Annotated in this window: 14 protein-coding genes and 1 tRNA gene; 4 read left to right on the plus strand and 11 right to left on the minus strand. The window is 68.0% G+C overall.

The features are described from left to right. Position 1 precedes the first annotated feature (1 nt). The 3 genes from OOK38_RS09945 (at position 2) to OOK38_RS09955 (ending at position 3,859) form a co-directional block, all read left to right on the plus strand. Positions 2-1,531 (plus strand): PE-PGRS family protein, encoded by a 1,530-nt coding sequence (locus OOK38_RS09945; protein ID WP_266761723.1) that lies wholly within the window; start codon positions 2-4, stop codon positions 1,529-1,531. 215 nt (positions 1,532-1,746) lie between these two features. Then, entirely contained in the window at positions 1,747-2,265 is a 519-nt protein-coding gene (locus tag OOK38_RS09950) for a Pycsar system effector family protein (protein ID WP_266765806.1), read from the plus strand. Positions 2,266-2,305: 40 nt separating this feature from the next. Continuing rightward, the gene (locus OOK38_RS09955; RefSeq protein WP_266761721.1) at positions 2,306-3,859 is read left to right on the plus strand and encodes a M48 family metalloprotease; all 1,554 of its coding nucleotides are present in this window, start codon (positions 2,306-2,308) and stop codon (positions 3,857-3,859) included. Positions 3,860-3,982: 123 nt separating this feature from the next. Here OOK38_RS09955 and OOK38_RS09960 read toward each other — a convergent pair whose 3' ends face one another. The 11 genes from OOK38_RS09960 to OOK38_RS10010 form a co-directional block, all read right to left on the minus strand. After that, complete coding sequence (locus tag OOK38_RS09960) at positions 3,983-7,882, minus strand: DNA-directed RNA polymerase subunit beta' (protein ID WP_266761719.1); 3,900 nt, start codon at positions 7,880-7,882, stop codon at positions 3,983-3,985. A gap of 114 nt (positions 7,883-7,996) precedes the next feature. Further along, entirely contained in the window at positions 7,997-11,482 is a 3,486-nt protein-coding gene (gene rpoB / locus OOK38_RS09965; protein WP_266761717.1) for a DNA-directed RNA polymerase subunit beta, read from the minus strand. 638 nt (positions 11,483-12,120) lie between these two features. Further along, a complete protein-coding gene (gene rplL / locus OOK38_RS09970) occupies positions 12,121-12,501 on the minus strand; it encodes a 50S ribosomal protein L7/L12 (protein ID WP_266761715.1) in 381 nt (126 codons plus the stop codon). A 110-nt stretch (positions 12,502-12,611) separates the two neighbouring features. Next, positions 12,612-13,142: a 50S ribosomal protein L10 gene (gene rplJ / locus OOK38_RS09975; protein ID WP_164373166.1), complete on the minus strand. Its 531-nt coding sequence runs from the start codon at positions 13,140-13,142 to the stop codon at positions 12,612-12,614. Positions 13,143-13,466: 324 nt separating this feature from the next. Next, positions 13,467-14,327, minus strand: coding sequence for an LppX_LprAFG lipoprotein (locus OOK38_RS09980; protein ID WP_266761713.1), 861 nt, complete (start codon positions 14,325-14,327; stop codon positions 13,467-13,469). A 182-nt stretch (positions 14,328-14,509) separates the two neighbouring features. Further along, the gene (locus OOK38_RS09985; RefSeq protein WP_266761711.1) at positions 14,510-15,415 is read right to left on the minus strand and encodes a hypothetical protein; all 906 of its coding nucleotides are present in this window, start codon (positions 15,413-15,415) and stop codon (positions 14,510-14,512) included. Positions 15,416-15,606: 191 nt separating this feature from the next. Continuing rightward, positions 15,607-16,332 carry a 50S ribosomal protein L1 gene (gene rplA, locus OOK38_RS09990; protein ID WP_266761709.1) on the minus strand — a complete coding sequence of 242 codons (726 nt, stop codon included), beginning with the start codon at positions 16,330-16,332 and terminating at the stop codon, positions 15,607-15,609. Positions 16,333-16,426: 94 nt separating this feature from the next. Next, positions 16,427-16,861: a 50S ribosomal protein L11 gene (gene rplK, locus OOK38_RS09995; RefSeq protein ID WP_266761707.1), complete on the minus strand. Its 435-nt coding sequence runs from the start codon at positions 16,859-16,861 to the stop codon at positions 16,427-16,429. 193 nt (positions 16,862-17,054) lie between these two features. After that, entirely contained in the window at positions 17,055-17,930 is an 876-nt protein-coding gene (nusG, locus tag OOK38_RS10000; protein ID WP_266848364.1) for a transcription termination/antitermination protein NusG, read from the minus strand. 77 nt (positions 17,931-18,007) lie between these two features. Next, on the minus strand, positions 18,008-18,289 hold the full coding sequence (secE, locus tag OOK38_RS10005; RefSeq protein ID WP_103549158.1) for a preprotein translocase subunit SecE: 282 nt from the start codon (positions 18,287-18,289) through the stop codon (positions 18,008-18,010). 109 nt (positions 18,290-18,398) lie between these two features. Continuing rightward, positions 18,399-18,471 (minus strand) — tRNA-Trp (locus OOK38_RS10010). A 247-nt stretch (positions 18,472-18,718) separates the two neighbouring features. Here OOK38_RS10010 and OOK38_RS10015 point away from each other — a divergent pair. After that, positions 18,719-19,945: a pyridoxal phosphate-dependent aminotransferase gene (locus OOK38_RS10015; protein WP_266761701.1), complete on the plus strand. Its 1,227-nt coding sequence runs from the start codon at positions 18,719-18,721 to the stop codon at positions 19,943-19,945. Positions 19,946-19,969: the final 24 nt, after the last annotated feature.

Below are 19,969 nucleotides of genomic sequence, written 5' to 3' on the forward strand. Positions count from 1 at the left end.
CATGGCGGAGTTCCGCCGTCAGCCGGAGTGGCAGCAGGACGCCAACCGGCACACCACGCTCATCGACCCGGTGCTCACCGTGCGGCCGATCGCGCGCTTCGACTACACCGTCCGCCGCTCGGTCACCGCGATCGACCACGCGCTGGTCTTCGTCACCGCGAAGGGCTCGTACGACGTCTACATGCCGCCGCACCGGCCGAGCCGCGCGGACGCGGCCACCCGGCGCTACACCTCCGTCTACGAGGTGGACATGGGCAGCCATCCCGTGCAGCTCGCCCTGGAGGTGCCGAGCGACGACGACGCGTTCTCCTTCGGCGCCACCGCCGATCTGACCTGGCGGGTCGCGGACCCGATCGCGTACGTGGCGAGCGGTGAGCGCGATGTGCCGACGCGGCTCACCCGTGAACTGCACCAGCTCGCGCGGCCGGTGAGCCGGGCCTTCTCCATCGAGGACAGCCCGGCCGCCGAGCGCGCGGTACAGCAGGCCGTGGAGACGGGCGGTTTCGCCGCGGGCATCGGGCTCGCCGTCACCTGTGTCGTACGCCTGCGGCTGGACGACGAGGCGATCGCGCACCGGCGACGGCAGCGGAGCCTGCGCTACGAGTCCGACATGCTCGACCCCGAGCACGAGTTCCGGCTCCGGCTGGCCCGGCAGCAGCACGAGCTGGAGGTGCTGCGCCAGCAGCAGGACCACCATCTGATCACCGAGAAGATCAACTTCTACCAGTACCACCTCCAGCACGGGGGCGTCGCCGCCTGGGCCCTGCATCTCGCCCAGCACCCCGAGGACACCAGGATGGTCATCGGGTCCATCCAGAAGGACCAGCTGTCCATCATCAGAGGACAGCTCCAGGTCATCGCCGGGGACACCCTGGAGGACTTCCAGAAGGCGGAGTCGGCCCGTTCGACCCTGCGCGCCGTCGACGAGCTGATCCAGCAGCAGACGCCTCCGGCGCCGCGGGACGGGCAGGGGGCACTGCCGGCCGGGGCGACACCCGGACAGCCGCAGAGCCCGCCCCAGCCGCCGTATCCGGGCCAGTCGCCCTACCCCGGCCAGTCCCTGCAGCCGCCGTACGCCGGAGAGCCCCCGTACGGCGGCCCGGCCCCGTACGCCGGACAGCCCCCGTACGCGGGCGGGCAGCCTCCGTCCGCCGGGCAGCCCCCCTACGCGGGCGCCCAGCCGCCGTACACGGGACAGCCGCCGTACACGGGACAGGCGCCGTACGCCGGCGGTCACGCGCCGTACGCCGACGACCGGACCCTGTACGGCGGACAGCCGCCCCACGCGGGCGCCCAGCCGCCGTACGCCGGCGGTCCGGACACCGCGGCCGCCGGGGTGCCGGGGCAGGTCGGCGGCCCCGCTCCGTACGGACAGCCCTCCACGACGCCCTACGCCGCCGATGGACCGGCTCCCGCCGTGCCCCCGGTGCCCGGGGGCCCCGAGAGCGCCCGGACCGCCGTGCCGCCCGCCACGCCGTTCGCGGCGCCCGCCTCGGCACGGCAGGACACTCCAGGGGACGAGCCCGCGTGACCACACCCGACACGGCGCGGCCACCCGCGCCCACGGCTCCGCCGACCCCTGCCAACCCGCAGACGCCCGCCAATCCGCAGACGCCCGCCGGCCTGCCGACACCCGTCACTCCGCCGACACCCGCCGGCCTGCCGACTCTCGCCGACCCTCCGACACCCGCCGACCCGCAGACGCCCGCCGACCCGCCGCCGGACCCGCCGCCGCCGGACCCGCCGCTGCCGGACCCGTCCTCGCCCCCTTCCGGGGCCGGTGGCCGCACCGCCGAGCGGCTGCTGACCGAGCTGCGCGGCGAGATAGCCCGGGCCGACAGCAAGGCCTCCGTCCTCGTGGCGGCGCTCGGGATGACAGCCGGGGTGTTCAGCGCGCTGCTCGCCGGACGCGGCTGGACACCGACCGAGCTGTCCCGGGCCGGGACGGGCCTGTGGTGGACCGGGGCGGCGGCTCTGGGACTGTCCCTGTTCGCGCTGCTGCTCGCCGTGCTCCCCCGCTACCGCCGCGGCACCTGGGCCCCGGGCCGGCCTCTCTGCTACTTCGGCGACATCCAGCAGGCCGTACGCGAGGGCCGGCTGGCCACCGCGCTGGCCGACACCGACCGCGATCCCGCCGCCGGACTCACGGCGGCGCTCATCGAGACCAGCCGCATCGCCGCCCGCAAGCACCAGTGGATCCGAACCGGCCTGATCGCCTTCTGCGCCGGCACCGCCCTGCTGCCGACCGCGCTGCTCATCGGCTGACGTCCCGCATCGGCTGACGTCCCTCATCGAAGGAGCCCTCATGTCCCAGCCCCCGGGCCCGTCCCCCGCCTCCCCCGAGCCCCCGTATCCGGGAGCCGCCACTCCGCAGCCCCCGTACCCCGGAGCATCCGCTCCACCGCCCCCGTACCCGGGAGCCGCCTCCCCGCCACCCCAGTACCCCGCGGCCTCCGCTCCCCCACCGCAGTACCCCGGAAGCCCCGGGACGGGCGGACCGGAGCCCCAGTACCCCGGTACGGGAAGCCACCCGCCCCAGTACCCAGGAGCTGGTGGCCCCGCGCCCCAGTACCCCGGCGCCGGAGGCCACCCGCCCCAATACCCCGGAGCCGGAGGCCCCGCACCCCAGTACCCGGACGCGGAAGGCCACCCCCCGCAATACCCGGGAGCCGGAGGCCCCGCACCCCAGTACCCCGGTGCCGGAGGAGGCTCGGCCTCCCCGTACCCCGGAGCCGGAGGAGGCCCCGCGCCCCAGTACCCGGGCTCCGCCGCGCCGGGCTCCGCCTCCCCGGGCGCCACCCACCAGCAGACGGCCACCCCGCCGCAGTACCCGGGGCCCGACCCGCGGTACCCGGGGCAGCAGCCGCAACCGGCGCCCTTCGTCCCGCGGCCCGCCACCGCGCCCGACGACCTCGACTACCGCCACCAGGGCTCACGCGTTCATCTGGCGAGCCATCAGCGGGGCGCCGACGCCACCGCCATCGGGCAGCTGGCGACACAGATCCCGGGGTTCCTGGTGAGCCTCGCCGTGGTCTCGTCCCTCGCGCTGGGCATGTTCGGCACGGCCGTGGGCTGGGTGGTCGTGGTGGCCTGGCTGGCCTCGGGCGCGCTCGTCTTCCACCGTCCCACCGAGCTGCGCTTCGCCCGGCACGTGCTCAAGCTGCGGGCGCCGCTGGCCGAGGAACGGGCCCGGCTGGAGCCGATCTGGCGGGAGGTCACCGCCCGGGCGGGCATCGAGGCGAACACCTACGAGCTGATGGTGGAGAACAGCGACGACCTGAACGCGGTCGCGGCCGCCGGCCATGTCGTCGGCGTCACCACGTACTCCCTCAACCGGATTCCCAGCAGCAACCTCGCGGCCGTACTCGCCCATGAGCTCGGCCACCACACCGGCGGTCACGCCTGGGCAGGGCTCCTCGGCTACTGGTACTCGCTGCCCGGACGGCTCGCGTGGGCGTTCACCCGCGTGCTGGCGAGAATCGCGCTCGCCGTCGCGGGAGTCTTCTCGGCGGCCGCGACCGGACTCCTGATCCTCTTCATGGGGATGTTCGTGCTCGCCGGGTTCCTCGTCGCCTGGTACATCACCGTCCCCCTCGTCGTCGCGCCCTACCTCCTCGCCTACGCGGGACGCCTCGGCGAACTGCGCGCCGACCAGCAGGCCGCGGCCCTCGGCTTCGCGCCCGAGATGGCCCAGGTCCTGCACCACTTCCAGGCCGAGGAGGACGCCGCGAAGGCGTACGCCGTCACTCAGGGCAAGAAGCTCAAGGAGCCCGGCGGCCTCGCCAGGCTGCTGTCCACCCACCCCGACAACTACACCCGGCTGCGCGCGCTGGAGCCGTATCTGCAGCTCCCTCGCTAGGACACGCCAGGACTGGTCCGCCAGGACAGGACAGGCACTCGGCGGGCCGAGGAACGCCGAAGGGCGGTCACCCCCATCGGGGATGACCGCCCTTCGTACTACCTACTGCCTACTGCCTACCGCTCACTGGTTGTACGGACCGTAGTCGTAGTCCTCCAGCGGGACGGCCTGGCCGGAGCCCGTGCCGAACGGCGAGTAGTCGATGTCGTCGTAGCCGACGGCCGAGTACATCGCGGCCTTGGCTTCCTCGGTCGGCTCGACCCGGATGTTGCGGTAGCGGGACAGACCCGTACCGGCCGGGATGAGCTTACCGATGATGACGTTCTCCTTGAGGCCGATCAGGGAGTCGGACTTGGCGTTGATCGCCGCGTCCGTCAGAACCCTGGTCGTCTCCTGGAAGGACGCCGCCGACAGCCACGACTCGGTCGCCAGCGAGGCCTTGGTGATACCCATCAGCTGCGGACGGCCGGAGGCCGGGTGGCCGCCTTCCTGGACCACACGACGGTTCTCGGTCTCGAACTTCGAACGCTCGACCAGCTCGCCGGGCAGCAGCTCCGCGTCGCCCGACTCGATGATCGTCACACGGCGCAGCATCTGCCGGATGATGATCTCGATGTGCTTGTCGTGGATCGACACACCCTGCGAGTTGTAGACCTTCTGGACCTCGCCGACCAGGTGGACCTGGACGGCACGCTGACCCAGGATGCGCAGCACGTCGTGCGGGTTGGTGGCACCCACGGTGAGCTTCTGGCCCACCTCGACGTGCTCGCCCTCCGACACCAGGAGACGGGCACGCTTCGAGATCGGGAACGCCGTCTCGTCGCTGCCGTCGTCCGGGGTGACGACGAGCTTCTTGGTCTTCTCGGTCTCCTCGATCCGCACGCGGCCGGAGGCCTCGGAGATCGGGGCGACACCCTTCGGCGTACGAGCCTCGAAGAGCTCGACGACACGGGGCAGACCCTGGGTGATGTCGTCACCGGCCACACCACCGGTGTGGAAGGTACGCATCGTCAGCTGGGTACCGGGCTCACCGATGGACTGGGCGGCGATGATGCCGACCGCCTCACCGATGTCGACCAGCTTGCCGGTGGCCAGCGAGCGGCCGTAGCACATGGCGCAGGTGCCGACGGCGGACTCACAGGTCAGGACCGAGCGGGTCTTGACCTCCTCGATGCCGTGCTTGACGAGCTCGTCGATGAGGACGTCGCCGAGGTCGGTGTTGGCCGGGGCCAGCACCTTGCCGTCGACGGTGATGTCCTCGGCCAGCGCACGTGCGTACACGCTGGTCTCGACGTTCTCGGCCTTACGCAGGATGCCGTCCGCGCCGCGCTCCGCGATGTGCAGCTTGAGGCCGCGGTCGGTGCCGCAGTCCTCCTCGCGGATGATGACGTCCTGGGAGACGTCGACCAGACGACGGGTGAGGTAACCCGAGTCGGCGGTACGCAGAGCGGTGTCCGCCAGACCCTTACGGGCACCGTGGGTCGAGATGAAGTACTCGAGCACCGACAGGCCTTCACGGAAGGAGGCCTTGATGGGGCGCGGGATCGTCTCGTTCTTGGCGTTCGACACCAGACCACGCATACCGGCGATCTGACGCATCTGCATCATGTTGCCTCGTGCGCCCGAGTTCACCATCATCGAAACCGGGTTGGTCTTCGGGAAGTTCGCGTTCATCGCCTCGGCGACCTCGTTGGTCGCCTTGGTCCAGATCGCGATGAGCTCCTGCGTGCGCTCTTCCTTGGTGATCAGACCGCGCTCGTACTGCTTCTGGACCTTCTCGTCCAGGTCCTCGTAGCCCTTGACGATCGCGCGCTTCGCATCCGGAACGACGATGTCGGAGATGGCCACGGTGACGCCGGAACGGGTCGCCCAGAAGAAGCCCGCCGCCTTCAGGTTGTCGAGCGTCGCCGCCACGATGACCTTGGGGTAGCGCTCGGCGAGGTCGTTGACGATCTCGGAGAGCTGCTTCTTGCCGACCTCGTAGTCGACGAACGGGTAGTCCTCGGGCAGCAGCTCGTTGAAGAGCGCGCGGCCCAGGGTCGTCCGCAGGCGGAAGGTGTCACCCTGCTGCCACTCCGGGTCGCCCTCTTCGCGCGCCGGCGGGGTCCAGCCGCGCGGCGGGATGGTGCCCACCGGGAAGCGGATGTCCACGCGCGACTGCAGCGAGAGCTCGCCGGCGTCGAACGCCATGATCGCCTCGGCCACGGAAGCGAAGGAGCGGTCCTCGCCCTTCACGTTCCGCAGGTCGCCGTCGGTGGTCAGGAAGAACAGACCGAGGACCATGTCCTGGGTCGGCATCGTGACCGGGCGGCCGTCGGCCGGCTTGAGGATGTTGTTCGAGGACAGCATCAGGATGCGGGCCTCGGCCTGCGCCTCCGCGGAGAGCGGCAGGTGGACGGCCATCTGGTCACCGTCGAAGTCCGCGTTGAACGCGGTGCAGACGAGCGGGTGGATCTGGATGGCCTTGCCCTCGACCAGCTGCGGCTCGAAGGCCTGGATGCCGAGGCGGTGCAGCGTGGGCGCACGGTTCAGGAGAACCGGGTGCTCCGCGATGACCTCTTCCAGGACGTCGTACACGACCGTGCGGCCGCGCTCGACCATCCGCTTGGCGCTCTTGATGTTCTGCGCGTGGTTCAGGTCGACCAGGCGCTTCATCACGAACGGCTTGAAGAGCTCCAGCGCCATGGCCTTGGGCAGACCACACTGGTGCAGCTTCAGCTGCGGACCGACGACGATCACGGAACGCGCGGAGTAGTCCACACGCTTGCCGAGCAGGTTCTGACGGAATCGACCCTGCTTGCCCTTGAGCATGTCGGACAGCGACTTCAGCGGACGGTTGCCGGGGCCCGTCACCGGGCGGCCACGACGGCCGTTGTCGAAGAGCGCGTCGACAGCCTCCTGAAGCATGCGCTTCTCGTTGTTCACGATGATCTCGGGGGCACCGAGGTCGAGAAGGCGCTTCAGGCGGTTGTTGCGGTTGATCACACGGCGGTACAGGTCGTTCAGGTCGGAGGTCGCGAAGCGGCCACCGTCCAGCTGCACCATCGGGCGAAGGTCCGGCGGGATGACCGGCACGCAGTCGAGCACCATGCCCTTGGGGCTGTTGCTGGTCTGCAGGAACGCGGAGACGACCTTGAGGCGCTTGAGCGCACGGGTCTTCTTCTGGCCCTTGCCGGTGCGGATGATCTCGCGGAGGCGCTCGGCCTCCTCGTCCAGGTCGAAGGACTCCAGGCGCTTCTGCAGCGCCGCGGCACCCATCGATCCGTCGAAGTACGTGCCGAAGCGGTCACGCAGCTCGCGGTAGAGGAGCTCGTCGCCCTCCAGGTCCTGGACCTTGAGGTTCTTGAAGCGGGTCCACACCTCGTCGAGACGGTCGATCTCGCGCTGCGCGCGGTCGCGCAGCTGCTTCATCTCACGCTCGGCGCCCTCGCGCACCTTGCGGCGCACGTCGGCCTTGGCACCCTCGGCCTCGAGCTCGGCCAGGTCGGTCTCGAGCTTCTTGGCGCGGGCCTCGAGGTCGGCGTCGCGGCGGTTCTCGACCTGCTGACGCTCGACGGAGACGTGGGCCTCCAGCGAGGGCAGGTCGCGGGTGCGGCGCTCCTCGTCGACGTACGTGATCATGTACGCGGCGAAGTAGATGACCTTCTCGAGGTCCTTCGGGGCGAGGTCGAGCAGGTAGCCCAGCCGCGACGGAACGCCCTTGAAGTACCAGATGTGGGTGACGGGAGCGGCCAGCTCGATGTGGCCCATCCGCTCACGACGCACCTTGGCGCGAGTGACCTCGACGCCGCAGCGCTCGCAGATGATGCCCTTGAAGCGGACACGCTTGTACTTACCGCAGTAGCACTCCCAGTCCCGGGTCGGACCGAAGATCTTCTCGCAGAAGAGTCCGTCCTTCTCGGGCTTGAGGGTGCGGTAGTTGATGGTCTCGGGCTTCTTGACCTCGCCGTGGCTCCACTGACGGATGTCGTCAGCGGTGGCCAGACCGATCCGGAGCTCATCGAAGAAGTTGACGTCGAGCACTATGCGTCAATCCCTCTCAGGGTTGTAAGTCTTAGGGGTCTGATACGGGGGTCCTGGGGCCGGCGGGCCTTGATCACCCTTTCCACAGGTGGCCAAGGCCCGGCCGGACTCCCGTCAGACCTCTTCGACGCTGCTCGGCTCGCGCCGCGACAGGTCGATGCCGAGCTCCTCCGCCGCGCGGAAGACGTCCTCGTCGGTGTCACGCATTTCGATGGACATACCGTCGCTGGACAGCACCTCCACGTTGAGGCAGAGAGACTGCATCTCCTTGATGAGCACCTTGAAGGACTCGGGGATGCCGGGCTCGGGGATGTTCTCGCCCTTGACGATGGCCTCGTAGACCTTCACGCGGCCGGTGACGTCGTCGGACTTGATGGTCAGCAGCTCCTGGAGGGCGTAAGCGGCGCCGTACGCCTCCAGCGCCCACACCTCCATCTCACCGAAGCGCTGGCCACCGAACTGAGCCTTACCACCCAGCGGCTGCTGGGTGATCATCGAGTACGGACCGGTCGAGCGGGCGTGGAGCTTGTCGTCGACCAGGTGGTGCAGCTTGAGGATGTACATGTACCCGATCGAGATCGGGTCCGGGAACGGCTCACCGGAGCGGCCGTCGAACAGCCTCGCCTTGCCGGACGGGAGGACCAGACGGTCACCGTCGCGGTTGGGCAGGGTGTGCTCGAAGAGACCCGCGAGCTCGTCCTCACGCGCACCGTCGAAGACGGGGGTGGCGACGTTGGTGCCCGGGGCGACCTGGTCGGCACCGATGGCCTGCAGGCGCTGGGCCCAGTCGTCCGCGAGACCGGAGACGTCCCAGCCGCGGCTGGCGAGCCAGCCGAGGTGGATCTCCAGCACCTGTCCCGGGTTCATTCGGGACGGCACACCCAGCGGGTTGAGGATGATGTCGACCGGGGTGCCGTCCTCCAGGAACGGCATGTCCTCGATCGGCAGGATCTTCGAGATGACACCCTTGTTGCCGTGACGGCCGGCGAGCTTGTCACCGTCCGTGATCTTGCGCTTCTGCGCCACGTAGACACGAACCAGCTGGTTCACGCCCGGCGGCAGCTCGTCGCCCTCTTCACGGTCGAAGACGCGGACGCCGATGACCTTGCCGATCTCGCCGTGCGGGACCTTCAGCGAGGTGTCACGGACCTCACGGGCCTTCTCACCGAAGATCGCGCGCAGCAGGCGCTCCTCCGGCGTCAGCTCGGTCTCACCCTTGGGCGTGACCTTGCCGACGAGGATGTCGCCGGCGACGACCTCGGCACCGATACGGATGATGCCGCGCTCGTCGAGGTCGGCGAGGACCTCCTCGGAGACGTTCGGGATGTCCCGGGTGATCTCCTCCGGGCCGAGCTTGGTGTCACGGGCGTCGACCTCGTGCTCCTCGATGTGGATCGAGGAGAGGACGTCGTCCTGCACGAGGCGCTGCGACAGGATGATCGCGTCCTCGTAGTTGTGACCCTCCCACGGCATGAACGCCACGAGCAGGTTCTTGCCGAGCGCCATCTCGCCGTCCTCGGTCGCGGGACCGTCGGCCAGGACCTGGCCTTCGATCACGCGGGCGCCCTCGTCCACGACAACCTTCTGGTTGACGGAGGTGCCCTGGTTCGACCGGGAGAACTTGTGCAGGCGGTACGTGGTGTACGTGCCGTCGTCGTTGGCGGTGGTGATGTAGTCCGCGGAGACCTCCTGGACCACACCGTCCTTCTCCGACTTCAGGACGTCACCGGCGTCGACCGCACAGCGGTACTCCATGCCGGTGCCGACCAGCGGCGCCTCGGACTTGATGAGCGGAACGGCCTGACGCATCATGTTCGCGCCCATGAGGGCACGGTTGGCGTCGTCGTGCTCCAGGAACGGGATCATCGCGGTCGCGACCGACACCATCTGGCGCGGGGAGACGTCCATGTAGTCGACGTCGTCACCGGGGACGTAGTCGACCTCTCCGCCACGACGGCGGACCAGGACGCGGGTCTCCTCGAACCGGAAGTCGTCGCCGAGCGGCGCGTTGGCCTGCGCGATGACGAACCGGTCCTCTTCGTCGGCCGTCAGGTAGTCGACCTCGTCGGTGACGACACCGTCGGTGACCCGGCGGTACGGCGTCTCGACGAAACCGAACGCGTTCACGCGGCCGTAGGAGGCGAGCGAGCCGATCAGGCCGATGTTCGGGCCTTCAGGCGTCTCGATCGGGCACATGCGGCCGTAGTGCGACGGGTGCACGTCACGGACCTCGAAGCCGGCCCGCTCACGGGAGAGACCACCCGGACCAAGAGCCGACAGACGGCGCTTGTGGGTGAGACCCGACAGCGGGTTGTTCTGGTCCATGAACTGCGACAGCTGGCTGGTGCCGAAGAACTCCTTGATGGAGGCGACGACCGGCCGGATGTTGATCAGGGTCTGCGGCGTGATCGCCTCGACGTCCTGAGTCGTCATGCGCTCGCGGACGACGCGCTCCATACGAGCCAGACCCGTGCGGACCTGGTTCTGGATGAGCTCGCCGACGTTGCGCAGACGACGGTTGCCGAAGTGGTCGATGTCGTCGGTCTCGACGACGATCGAGGTGCCGCTGTTGCCAACGGTCTCGGTCTCACCGGCGTGCAGCTTCACCAGGTACTTGATCGACGAGAGGATGTCCTCGACGGTCAGGACCCCGGCGTCCAGCGGCGCTTCGCCGCCCAGCTTCTTGTTCACCTTGTAGCGGCCGACCTTCGCGAGGTCGTACCGCTTCGAGTTGAAGTAGAGGTTCTCAAGAAGCGTCTGCGCGGCCTCGCGGGTCGGCGGTTCGCCCGGACGCAGCTTGCGGTAGATGTCCAGCAGCGCGTCGTCCTGACCCTGGGTGTGATCCTTCTCCAGGGTGGCGCGCATGGACTCGTACTCGCCGAACTCCTCGAGGATCTGCTCGGTGGTCCAGCCGAGAGCCTTCAGGAGAACGGTGACGGACTGCTTGCGCTTGCGGTCGATGCGGACACCGACCATGTCGCGCTTGTCGATCTCCATCTCCAGCCAGGCACCCCGGGACGGGATGACCTTGGCCGAGAAGATGTCCTTGTCGGACGTCTTGTCGATGGAGGAGTCGAAGTAGACACCCGGCGAGCGGACCAGCTGCGACACCACGACACGCTCGGTGCCGTTGATGACGAAGGTGCCCTTGTTGGTCATGAGCGGGAAGTCGCCCATGAAGACCGTCTGGGACTTGATCTCGCCGGTCTCGTTGTTGGTGAACTCGGCGGTGACGAAGAGCGGGGCCGCGTACGTGAAGTCGCGGTCCTTGCACTCGTCGATGGAGTTCTTCGGGGGCTCGAAGCGGTGGTCGCGGAACGTCAGGGACATCGACCCGCTGAAGTCCTCGATCGGAGAGATCTCCTCGAAGATCTCTTCAAGACCGGACTTGGTGGGGACGTCCTGTCCACTGTCCAGAGCCGCCTCGACACGAGCCTTCCACGCGTCGTTGCCGAGCAGCCAGTCGAAGCTCTCGGTTTGCAGCGCAAGAAGGTTCGGAACCTCGAGGGGCTCCTTGATCTTTGCAAAGGAGATGCGCAGCGGGGCGGTGCTGGCGCCGTTGTTCGTATTCGCGGTCGAGGCAGTGCGCGAGGCGGCCAAGAGGGGGTCCTTCCGAGGGCTCGGACTCACTACGCGCGTACCGGTCCCATGTAGGACAAAGCGTCGGGCCGTTCCCGATCCAGCCTGATAAGGCCAGGTCAGGGATAGTCCAACCGTCGATGCTCAAACACGGGCATGCCCCTGGTGACGGGCAGGAGGCAGCTAACAGGCAGCGCAAAGGGTCAGTGTAGCCACTAGGCCCACTGATGTCCAGTCCCGGTTTCTTGAGACCCTCGTTGTTCTCAACACCTGCGGCAAGCCACGCCCTCAATGCACATCGATACTGCCCTCTTCGTCAGCGATCCATGCCTCGGATACGGATCGTTGTGACGACGCGTCCTGAGAATTGCGCGCTGCGTGCGGTTCGTCAAGGCCCCCCAAGCCCAAAGCAAGTGCCGCGATCGTCACGTGCGGCCCGTCTTGCAACCCGTCTCTCTGCCTGTCACAGGGTGGCCGGAGGCACTACGAAGATCACCATACTCGTCGCGACCTGCAGCGCAAGGCTGCCGCTTCGGGGACCCCCTGGAACGCCGAAGAGCGACCACCCAGTTGGGTGATCGCTCTTCAGTGCGTCAGCGTTACAGCGCTACTTGAGCGGCTGTGACAGCTTCACAGGAGTCCTCGGGGGACTCGTCGAGTTACTTGACCTCGACGGAGGCGCCGGCGCCCTTGAGGGACTCGGCAGCCTTCTCGGCGGCCTCCTTGGCGACCTTCTCGAGGACGGGCTTCGGAGCGCCGTCGACGAGGTCCTTGGCCTCCTTCAGGCCCAGCGAGGTGAGCTCACGCACGACCTTGATGACCTGGATCTTCTTCTCGCCGGCACCCGTGAGGATGACGTCGAACTCGTCCTGCTCCTCAGCGGCCTCGGCGGCGGCGACGGGGCCGGCCGGGGCAGCGGCGACCGCGGCGGCGGCGGTGACGTCGAACTTGGCCTCGAAGGCCTTCACGAACTCGGAGAGCTCGATGAGGGTCAGGTTCTCGAACTGCTCGAGCAGCTCTTCCTGGGACAGCTTCGCCATGATGGCGTCCTTCCACTAATTCGGCAGGTGCCGGGATGTACTGGTGAGGCGGGCGTACGTTCGGCCCGCTACGACCGTCGCCTCAGGCGGCGGTCAATGCGCGAGCCGAATTACTCGGCACCGCCCTGCTCGGCCTGCTTGGCACGAAGCGCCTCCGCGGTGCGGACGAACTTCGAGGGGAGCGCCTGGAAGAGCTGAGCAGTCTGCGTCTGCTTGCCCTTGAAGGCACCCGCCAGCTTGGCGAGCAGAACCTCGCGGGACTCGAGGTCCGCAAGCTTCTTGATCTCGTCGGCGGACAGCGCCTTGCCGTCAAGGACACCGCCCTTGATGACGAGGTTCGGGTTGTCCTTGGCGAAGTCACGAAGACCCTTCGCCGACGTCACCGGGTCACCGGTGATGAAGGCGACCGCCGTCGGACCGTTGAACAGGTCGTCGAGCGTAGAGATCCCGGCCTCGTTGGCCGCAATCTTGGTCAGCGTGTTCTTCACCACGGCGTACTGGGCGTCTTCACCGAGCGAACGACGCAGCGTCTTGAGCTGCGCCACGGTGAGACCCCGGTACTCGGTCAGCACGGCGGCGTTCGAGCTGCGGAACTGGTCCGCGAGCTCGGCTACCGCGGCAGCCTTGTCGGGCCTTGCCATAGAGCGTCGGCCTCCTTCCGGGTGATGAGGACCGCTCAGAAGGGACTGACAAAACGAAACGCCCCGGCGCAGGCGCACGGGGCGTAGCTCAACCGGATTCTTCCGCACGCTGGGCGAGCGAACTCCGGGAACACATCCACGGTCACCTACGCGGGTCGTCCGCAGTTTCAGCGGATCCTTCGGTCACCACGCCCTCTTGCGAGCACGAGGCAACGACCAGCGGTCTTTGGCTTCTCGAGGAGAGTACGTGAAGGGGACTCCGTCAAGCAAATCCGGCCGAACGGCCCACCTACCGGGCCGTTCTTCCGGGTCCGGTCGCGCGAATCACTGCTGCTGGACGCCCTTCATCATCTCGGCGAGGTCCACGGTGTCCTTGGCGGGCGGGGCCTTCACCGACACCGGCTCGTTGTAGTCGAGGAAGGTGATGGTCATGTCGAGCGGACCCTTGTCGGCGGTCCCCCGCATACGGAACTGCTTGGTGTGGTCGTCGCCGTCGACCCACATGTCCATCGTGAACGTGTCGACGCCCATCTTCGTGTATTGCTCGAGGCTCTTCTCCCGTGCCGCGCGCGTGGCCTTGTCCTCGCCCTTGAGGGACTTGCGGAAGTCGTCGAGGGTGACCGTCCCCTTGTAGTGCGTGGTCTTCACGCCCTCGACCGTCTCGGTCCCGACCTTCTTCACGTTCTTCGAGCCGGTGAGGAAGGTGGACTCGGTGGCGGGGTTCTTGTCGGCCTGTCCGCCGCCCAGCTGGTTCGCGTCCAGCTCCTTGTCCCCCGCCATGGCGGACATGTCGAACTTGATCCAGCTCTTGCCGTCCATGTCCTTGGCGGCCTGGGCACCACCGCCGATGTACATCGCCTTGCCGACGATCCGCATCTCGACCGGGCCGTCGGCGGCCTGGTCCTCGGAGGTCATCTTCATGCTCATGGCCAGGGGCTTCATGCTCATCGCCGCCTCACCGCTCACCCGGCCCTGCTCCGGGACCTTGCCGGTCATCCGGTAGTGGAGGGAGGTGATGTCCTCGGTGTTCTTCGCCGCTTTCGCCACGGCCGCGGCGGGGGTGAGCGCGGGCGACGACTCCGCTTTGTCCTTCGTACAGGCCACCGCGCCCCCGCCGAGGACCAGCGCCGCGAGTGCCACGCCGGTCGCCCCGCGCCCTGCCGAGTTGCGTACAGACAGTCTCAAGATTCCCCCCAGGGAACAGATGGACGATACACAGATTCGCCGCGAGCGTATCGGAAGCGATTCGAGCGATCATCCGAGTTTCCACGGAGCTTCTGAGGGGCGACGGACGGCGGGCCGCGGGTGCGACGACGACGCCGGGTGCGGGGAGGACGACGGCGGCTCACGGGAGGGCCGGCCAGGACTCAGGACGTGGTGCCGCCCGTGGCGCCCTGTGCCTTCAGCAGATCCTTGAAGTCGGCGGTGTCGGCCGTCGGGGGCTCCTCGGCGGAGACCTTCGTCCCGTAGTCGCTGTAGTACGCCGTCGAGGTCATCGTGCCGCTCGCCAGCTCGCCCTTCTCGACCTTCTTGACCAGCAGGTCGTCGCCGTCGACCCAGATGTCGACCTTCTCGGTGGTGACGCCGGCCGCCGTGAGCTGCTTCTTGAGGTCGGCGAGCTGGCTCGCGCTGAGGTTGGAGGACTTGCTCGCCAGGTCCGCGACGTCCACCGTGCCGGAGTAGTGCGTGGCCGAGCGGCCGCGCACGGTCTCCGTGCCGACCTTCTCGACGTCACCGGAGGCCAGCAGGAGCTTCACGGACTGGTTCGGTGTGGTGTTCTGCATCTGGTCCTTGAGATACGCGCCCGAGCTGCCGCCGAACTTGGCGAGATCGTCGTATCCGTACCGGATCCAGTGCTTGCCGCCGGACTGCGCGGCGAACTTGTCGCTCATCCTCGCGTAGTAGGCGTCCGGCAGGTAGCGGGCCTGCATGGAGGTGCTGCCGGTCTGGCGCATCGTGTCGGCGAGCGTGCCTCCGGTGTACGTGATCGTCATGGTGCCGGTGAGACCGTCCGCCCAGCCCATGACGCCGTCGGCCTTCATGGACATCAGCGTGCCCATGGTGGTCGTGGACTCGACCTTGGCGGAGTCTGCGCCGTCGGTCGACCTCTCCGCGGAGCGCAGGGCCGCTATCGGGCTGACGCGCGTGGTGCCCTTGTGCCCGGCCTTGCCCGAACCCCCGGAGGAGTCGGAGGAGTTGCAGGCCGTCACCCCCGCCAGCGCGGCCGTCAGCGCGATCGAGAGGGCCACGCGGCGCACCATGGTGCTCTTCATTCGTCCCACCCCTATGCGAATTATGTGAACTGCACGCTAGCGCAGGCCACTGACACACGTATCAGGATTCCGCCCCGGGGCACATGCCCCGGAAAGGCCTCCGGAGACGAGGACGGGCCCCGCACCTCGAAAGGTTGCGGGGCCCGTTCAAAAACGCGTGCGCGACGCGGTCACCGGGGTGAGCGGGAGGCTCAGACGGCGGCCGGGTCCTCCTCGACGAGGAGGTTGCGGGTGCGGTTGGGGTCGACCAGGATGCCGGGGCCGATCGTCGAGCTGATCGCGGCCTTCTTGATGTAGCGGCCCTTGGCGGCCGACGGCTTCAGACGAAGGATCTCGTCGAGGGCCGCACCGTAGTTCTCCACCAGCTTGGTGTCGTCGAAGGACACCTTGCCGATGATGAAGTGCAGGTTCGAGTGCTTGTCGACGCGGAACTCGATCTTGCCACCCTTGATCTCGGTGACAGCCTTGGCGACGTCCGGGGTCACGGTGCCGGTCTTGGGGTTCGGCATGAGACCACGGGGACCGAGCACGCGGCCGAGGCGGCCGACCTTGCCCATGAGGTCCGGGGTGGCGACGACGGCGTCGAAGTCCAGACGGCCCTTCGCGACCTCGTCGATCAGTTCGTCGGAGCCGACGATGTCGGCGCCCGCGGCCTCCGCGGCCGCAGCACGGTCACCGGTCGCGAAGACCAGGACCCGGGCGGTCTTGCCGGTGCCGTGCGGCAGGTTCACGGTGCCACGGACCATCTGGTCGGCCTTGCGCGGGTCGACACCCAGGCGGAAGGCGACCTCGACGGTGCCGTCGAACTTGCTCGTGGAGGTCTCCTTGGCGAGACGGACGGCCTCGAGCGGGGCGTAGAGCTTCTCCCGGTCGATCTTGGCGTCCGCAGCGCGGAGAGACTTGCTGCGCTTGCTCACTACTGCTCCTGATGTGTTCTGAGGAGTCGTGGTACGGGCCGAGCAGGCCCTGCCACGTGCGGCCGAAGCCGCATGGTTCCTACGAAGGTGGGTGTCAGCCCTCGACCGTGATGCCCATGGAACGGGCGGTGCCGGCGATGATCTTCGACGCGGCGTCCAGGTCGTTGGCGTTGAGGTCGGGCATCTTGGTCGTGGCGATCTCACGGACCTGCGCCTGGGTGATCTTGGCGACCTTGGTCTTGTGCGGCTCGCCGGAGCCCTTCTCGACACCCGCGGCCTTGAGGATCATCTTCGCGGCCGGCGGAGTCTTGGTCACGAAGGTGAAGGAACGGTCCTCGTAGACCGTGATCTCCACCGGGATGACCCAGCCACGCTGCGACTCGGTCGCGGCGTTGTAGGCCTTGCAGAACTCCATGATGTTGACGCCGTGCTGACCGAGCGCGGGGCCGACCGGCGGGGCCGGGTTCGCCGCACCGGCGTTGATCTGGAGCTTGATAAGCCCCGTGACCTTCTTCTTCTTGGGAGGCATTCCGGGTCCTCTTTCGTTTTCGCCTTCCTACGTCCGAGTCGCCCCGGACGGCTGCCTTCAACCGAGGTGATGATCCGGATGGAGGCATACCGCACAACGATAACGGGTATCTGTGCGCGGCTAAAAACCGAGCAGGTCAGACAGGCTGCGAGAGCCCGTCTGACCTGTTCGGAAGACGTACGTCCAGAAGGTGCTAGTTCTTCTGGATCTGGTCGAAGGAAAGCTCGACCGGGGTCTCGCGGCCGAAGATCTCGACGAGGCCCTTGACCTTCTTCGAGTCGGCGTTGATCTCGTTGATCGTGGCCTGCAGCGTGGCGAACGGGCCGTCGGTGACGGTGACCGAGTCGCCGACCTCGAAGTCCAGCACCTGGACCTCGACCTTGCGCTGCGGAGCGGGCTTGCCCTCGGCCTCGGCAGCCTCGCGGGCGGCCTTCTCCTCGGCCTCCGGGGCGAGCATCTTGACGATCTCGTCCAGGGTCAGCGGGTACGGGTCGTAGGCGTTGCCCACGAAGCCGGTCACGCCGGGAGTGTTGCGGACGACGCCCCAGGACTCGTTCGTCAGGTCCATGCGGACCAGGACGTAGCCCGGGAGCTTGTTCTGCTTGATCGTCTTGCGCTCGCCGTTCTTGATCTGCGCGACCTCTTCCTGCGGCACCTCGGCCTGGAAGATGAAGTCCTCGACGTTCAGCGAGACGGCACGCTGCTCGAGGTTGGTCTTCACGCGGTTCTCGTAACCGGCGTACGTGTGGATGACGTACCACTCGCCGGGGAGCAGGCGGAGTTCCTCGCGCAGGGCGGTGACGGGGTCGACGGGCTCGACGGGCTCGGCCTCTTCTTCGGCCTCTGCCTCGTCGGTGTCGGCGGCGAGCGCCTCGTCGGGCACGTCCTCGTCCTCGACGTCCTCACCGGACTCGTCCTCGACGTGGAGGGCCGCGTCCTCGGCGGGCTCGCCGGCGGCGGCATCTGCAGCCTCGAACTCGTCCACGACGTCCGCTCCCTCGACGATCTCGAGCTCGTCGTCAACGGACTCGACCGACTCGCTGGCGTCGTTCAGGTTCGGGTCAGACACGGTGGCTGCTTCTTCCTGGATACATGGGGGTGGAACACGCGAAAGGGGCGCCGGTGACGGCGCCCTTCGCTCTCGGCTCAGCCGAAGACGTACTTGGCGGCGTGGTTGAGCCCATAGTCAATCACGGTCACCAGGCCGATCATGATGACGACGAACACAATCACCACTGTGGTGTACGTCGTCAGCTGATTGCGAGTCGGCCAGACAACCTTGCGGAGTTCCGCGATGATCTGGCGGTAGAAGGTGGCAAGGCGCTTCAGCGGGCCCTTCTTGGCACGCTTACCGCCCTTGCGGGCCTTCTTTTTGGACTCCGGCGCCTCGGCATCAGGCATGTCGATGGAGCCCACGGCGTCCGTCACTCGTCCTCACCTGATTCCCGGGTCGTGACCGTGCCGCGCCCGGTTGAGCCGCACGGCGGTGCATTGCAGTACGTACATGCGCACACATCCTGGCGAAAGGTGTGTGTAGCAGGGCCGGAGGGACTTGAACCCCCAACCGCTGGTTTTGGAGACCAGTGCTCTACCAATTGAGCTACGACCCTTTGATTTCCCCCAACGTACCGCATCCGACCGGGTGCTCGGTGTGCACCGGTTGAGCGCGGCCGGTGAAGGCCAACGAGGTGAGAGTGTACGTGGTCCGGAGCCGGGCGTCGAACAGAAAGTGTCCGCACGGACTGCCTCCGCTGAAGATCCACTGGTGGGGCGCGCGGATCCGGACGGATGTTCTGCCGTGGTTCAGTCTGTGAAACCGGTGTGCCGGGGGCGTTTCCGGTCTGAAACGATGGGTCCATGAGCCCTGCAACCCCTCCCACCGAGCGCCGGGTCTCCGCCCGAGTCGGCGCGATCTCCGAGTCCGCCACCCTCGCCGTGGACGCGAAGGCCAAGGCCCTCAAGGCCGCCGGACGTCCGGTGATCGGCTTCGGCGCCGGTGAACCCGACTTCCCCACCCCGGACTACATCGTCCAGGCCGCCATCGAGGCCTGCTCGAACCCCAAGTACCACCGCTACACGCCGGCCGGCGGGCTCCCCGAGCTGAAGGCCGCGATCGCCGCGAAGACGCTGCGCGACTCCGGCTACGAGGTGGAGGCCGCCCAGGTCCTGGTCACCAACGGCGGCAAGCAGGCCATCTACGAGGCCTTCGCCGCGATCCTCGACCCGGGCGACGAGGTCATCGTCCCGGCGCCGTACTGGACGACCTACCCGGAGTCCATCCGTCTGGCCGGCGGTGTCCCGGTGGACGTCGTCGCGGACGAGACCACCGGCTACCGCGTCTCGGTCGAGCAGCTGGAGGCCGCCCGCACCGAGAACACCAAGGTGCTGCTCTTCGTCTCCCCGTCCAACCCGACGGGCGCGGTCTACACCCGCGAGCAGATCGAGGAGATCGGCCGCTGGGCCGCCGAGAAGGGCCTGTGGGTCCTGACCGACGAGATCTACGAGCACCTGGTCTACGGCGACGCGGAGTTCCACTCCCTGCCCGTGGTGGTGCCCGAGCTGCGCGACAAGTGCATCGTCGTCAACGGCGTCGCCAAGACGTACGCGATGACCGGCTGGCGCGTGGGCTGGGTCATCGGCCCCAAGGACGTCGTCAAGGCCGCGACCAACCTCCAGTCCCACGCCACGTCGAACGTCTCGAACGTGGCCCAGGTCGCCGCGCTCGCCGCCGTCTCCGGCGACCTCACGGCCGTCGCGAAGATGCGCGAGGCCTTCGACCGCCGCCGCAAGACCATCGTGCGCATGCTGAACGAGATCGACGGCGTGCTCTGCCCCGAGCCCGAGGGCGCCTTCTACGCCTACCCCTCCGTGAAGGGACTCCTCGGCAAGGAGATCCGCGGCAAGCGTCCCGCGGACACCGTCGAGCTGGCCGCGCTCATCCTGGAGGAGGCCGAGGTGGCGGTCGTCCCGGGCGAGGCCTTCGGCACGCCGGGCTATCTGCGTCTGTCGTACGCCCTCGGTGACGAGGACCTCGTCGAGGGTGTCAGCCGGATCCAGAAGCTGCTGGCCGAGGCGACGGACTGACCTCCCCTCGTCCGCCCGCGCCCT

This window comes from Streptomyces sp. NBC_00568 (assembly GCF_026341855.1).
Classification (GTDB): Bacteria; Actinomycetota; Actinomycetes; order Streptomycetales; family Streptomycetaceae; genus Streptomyces.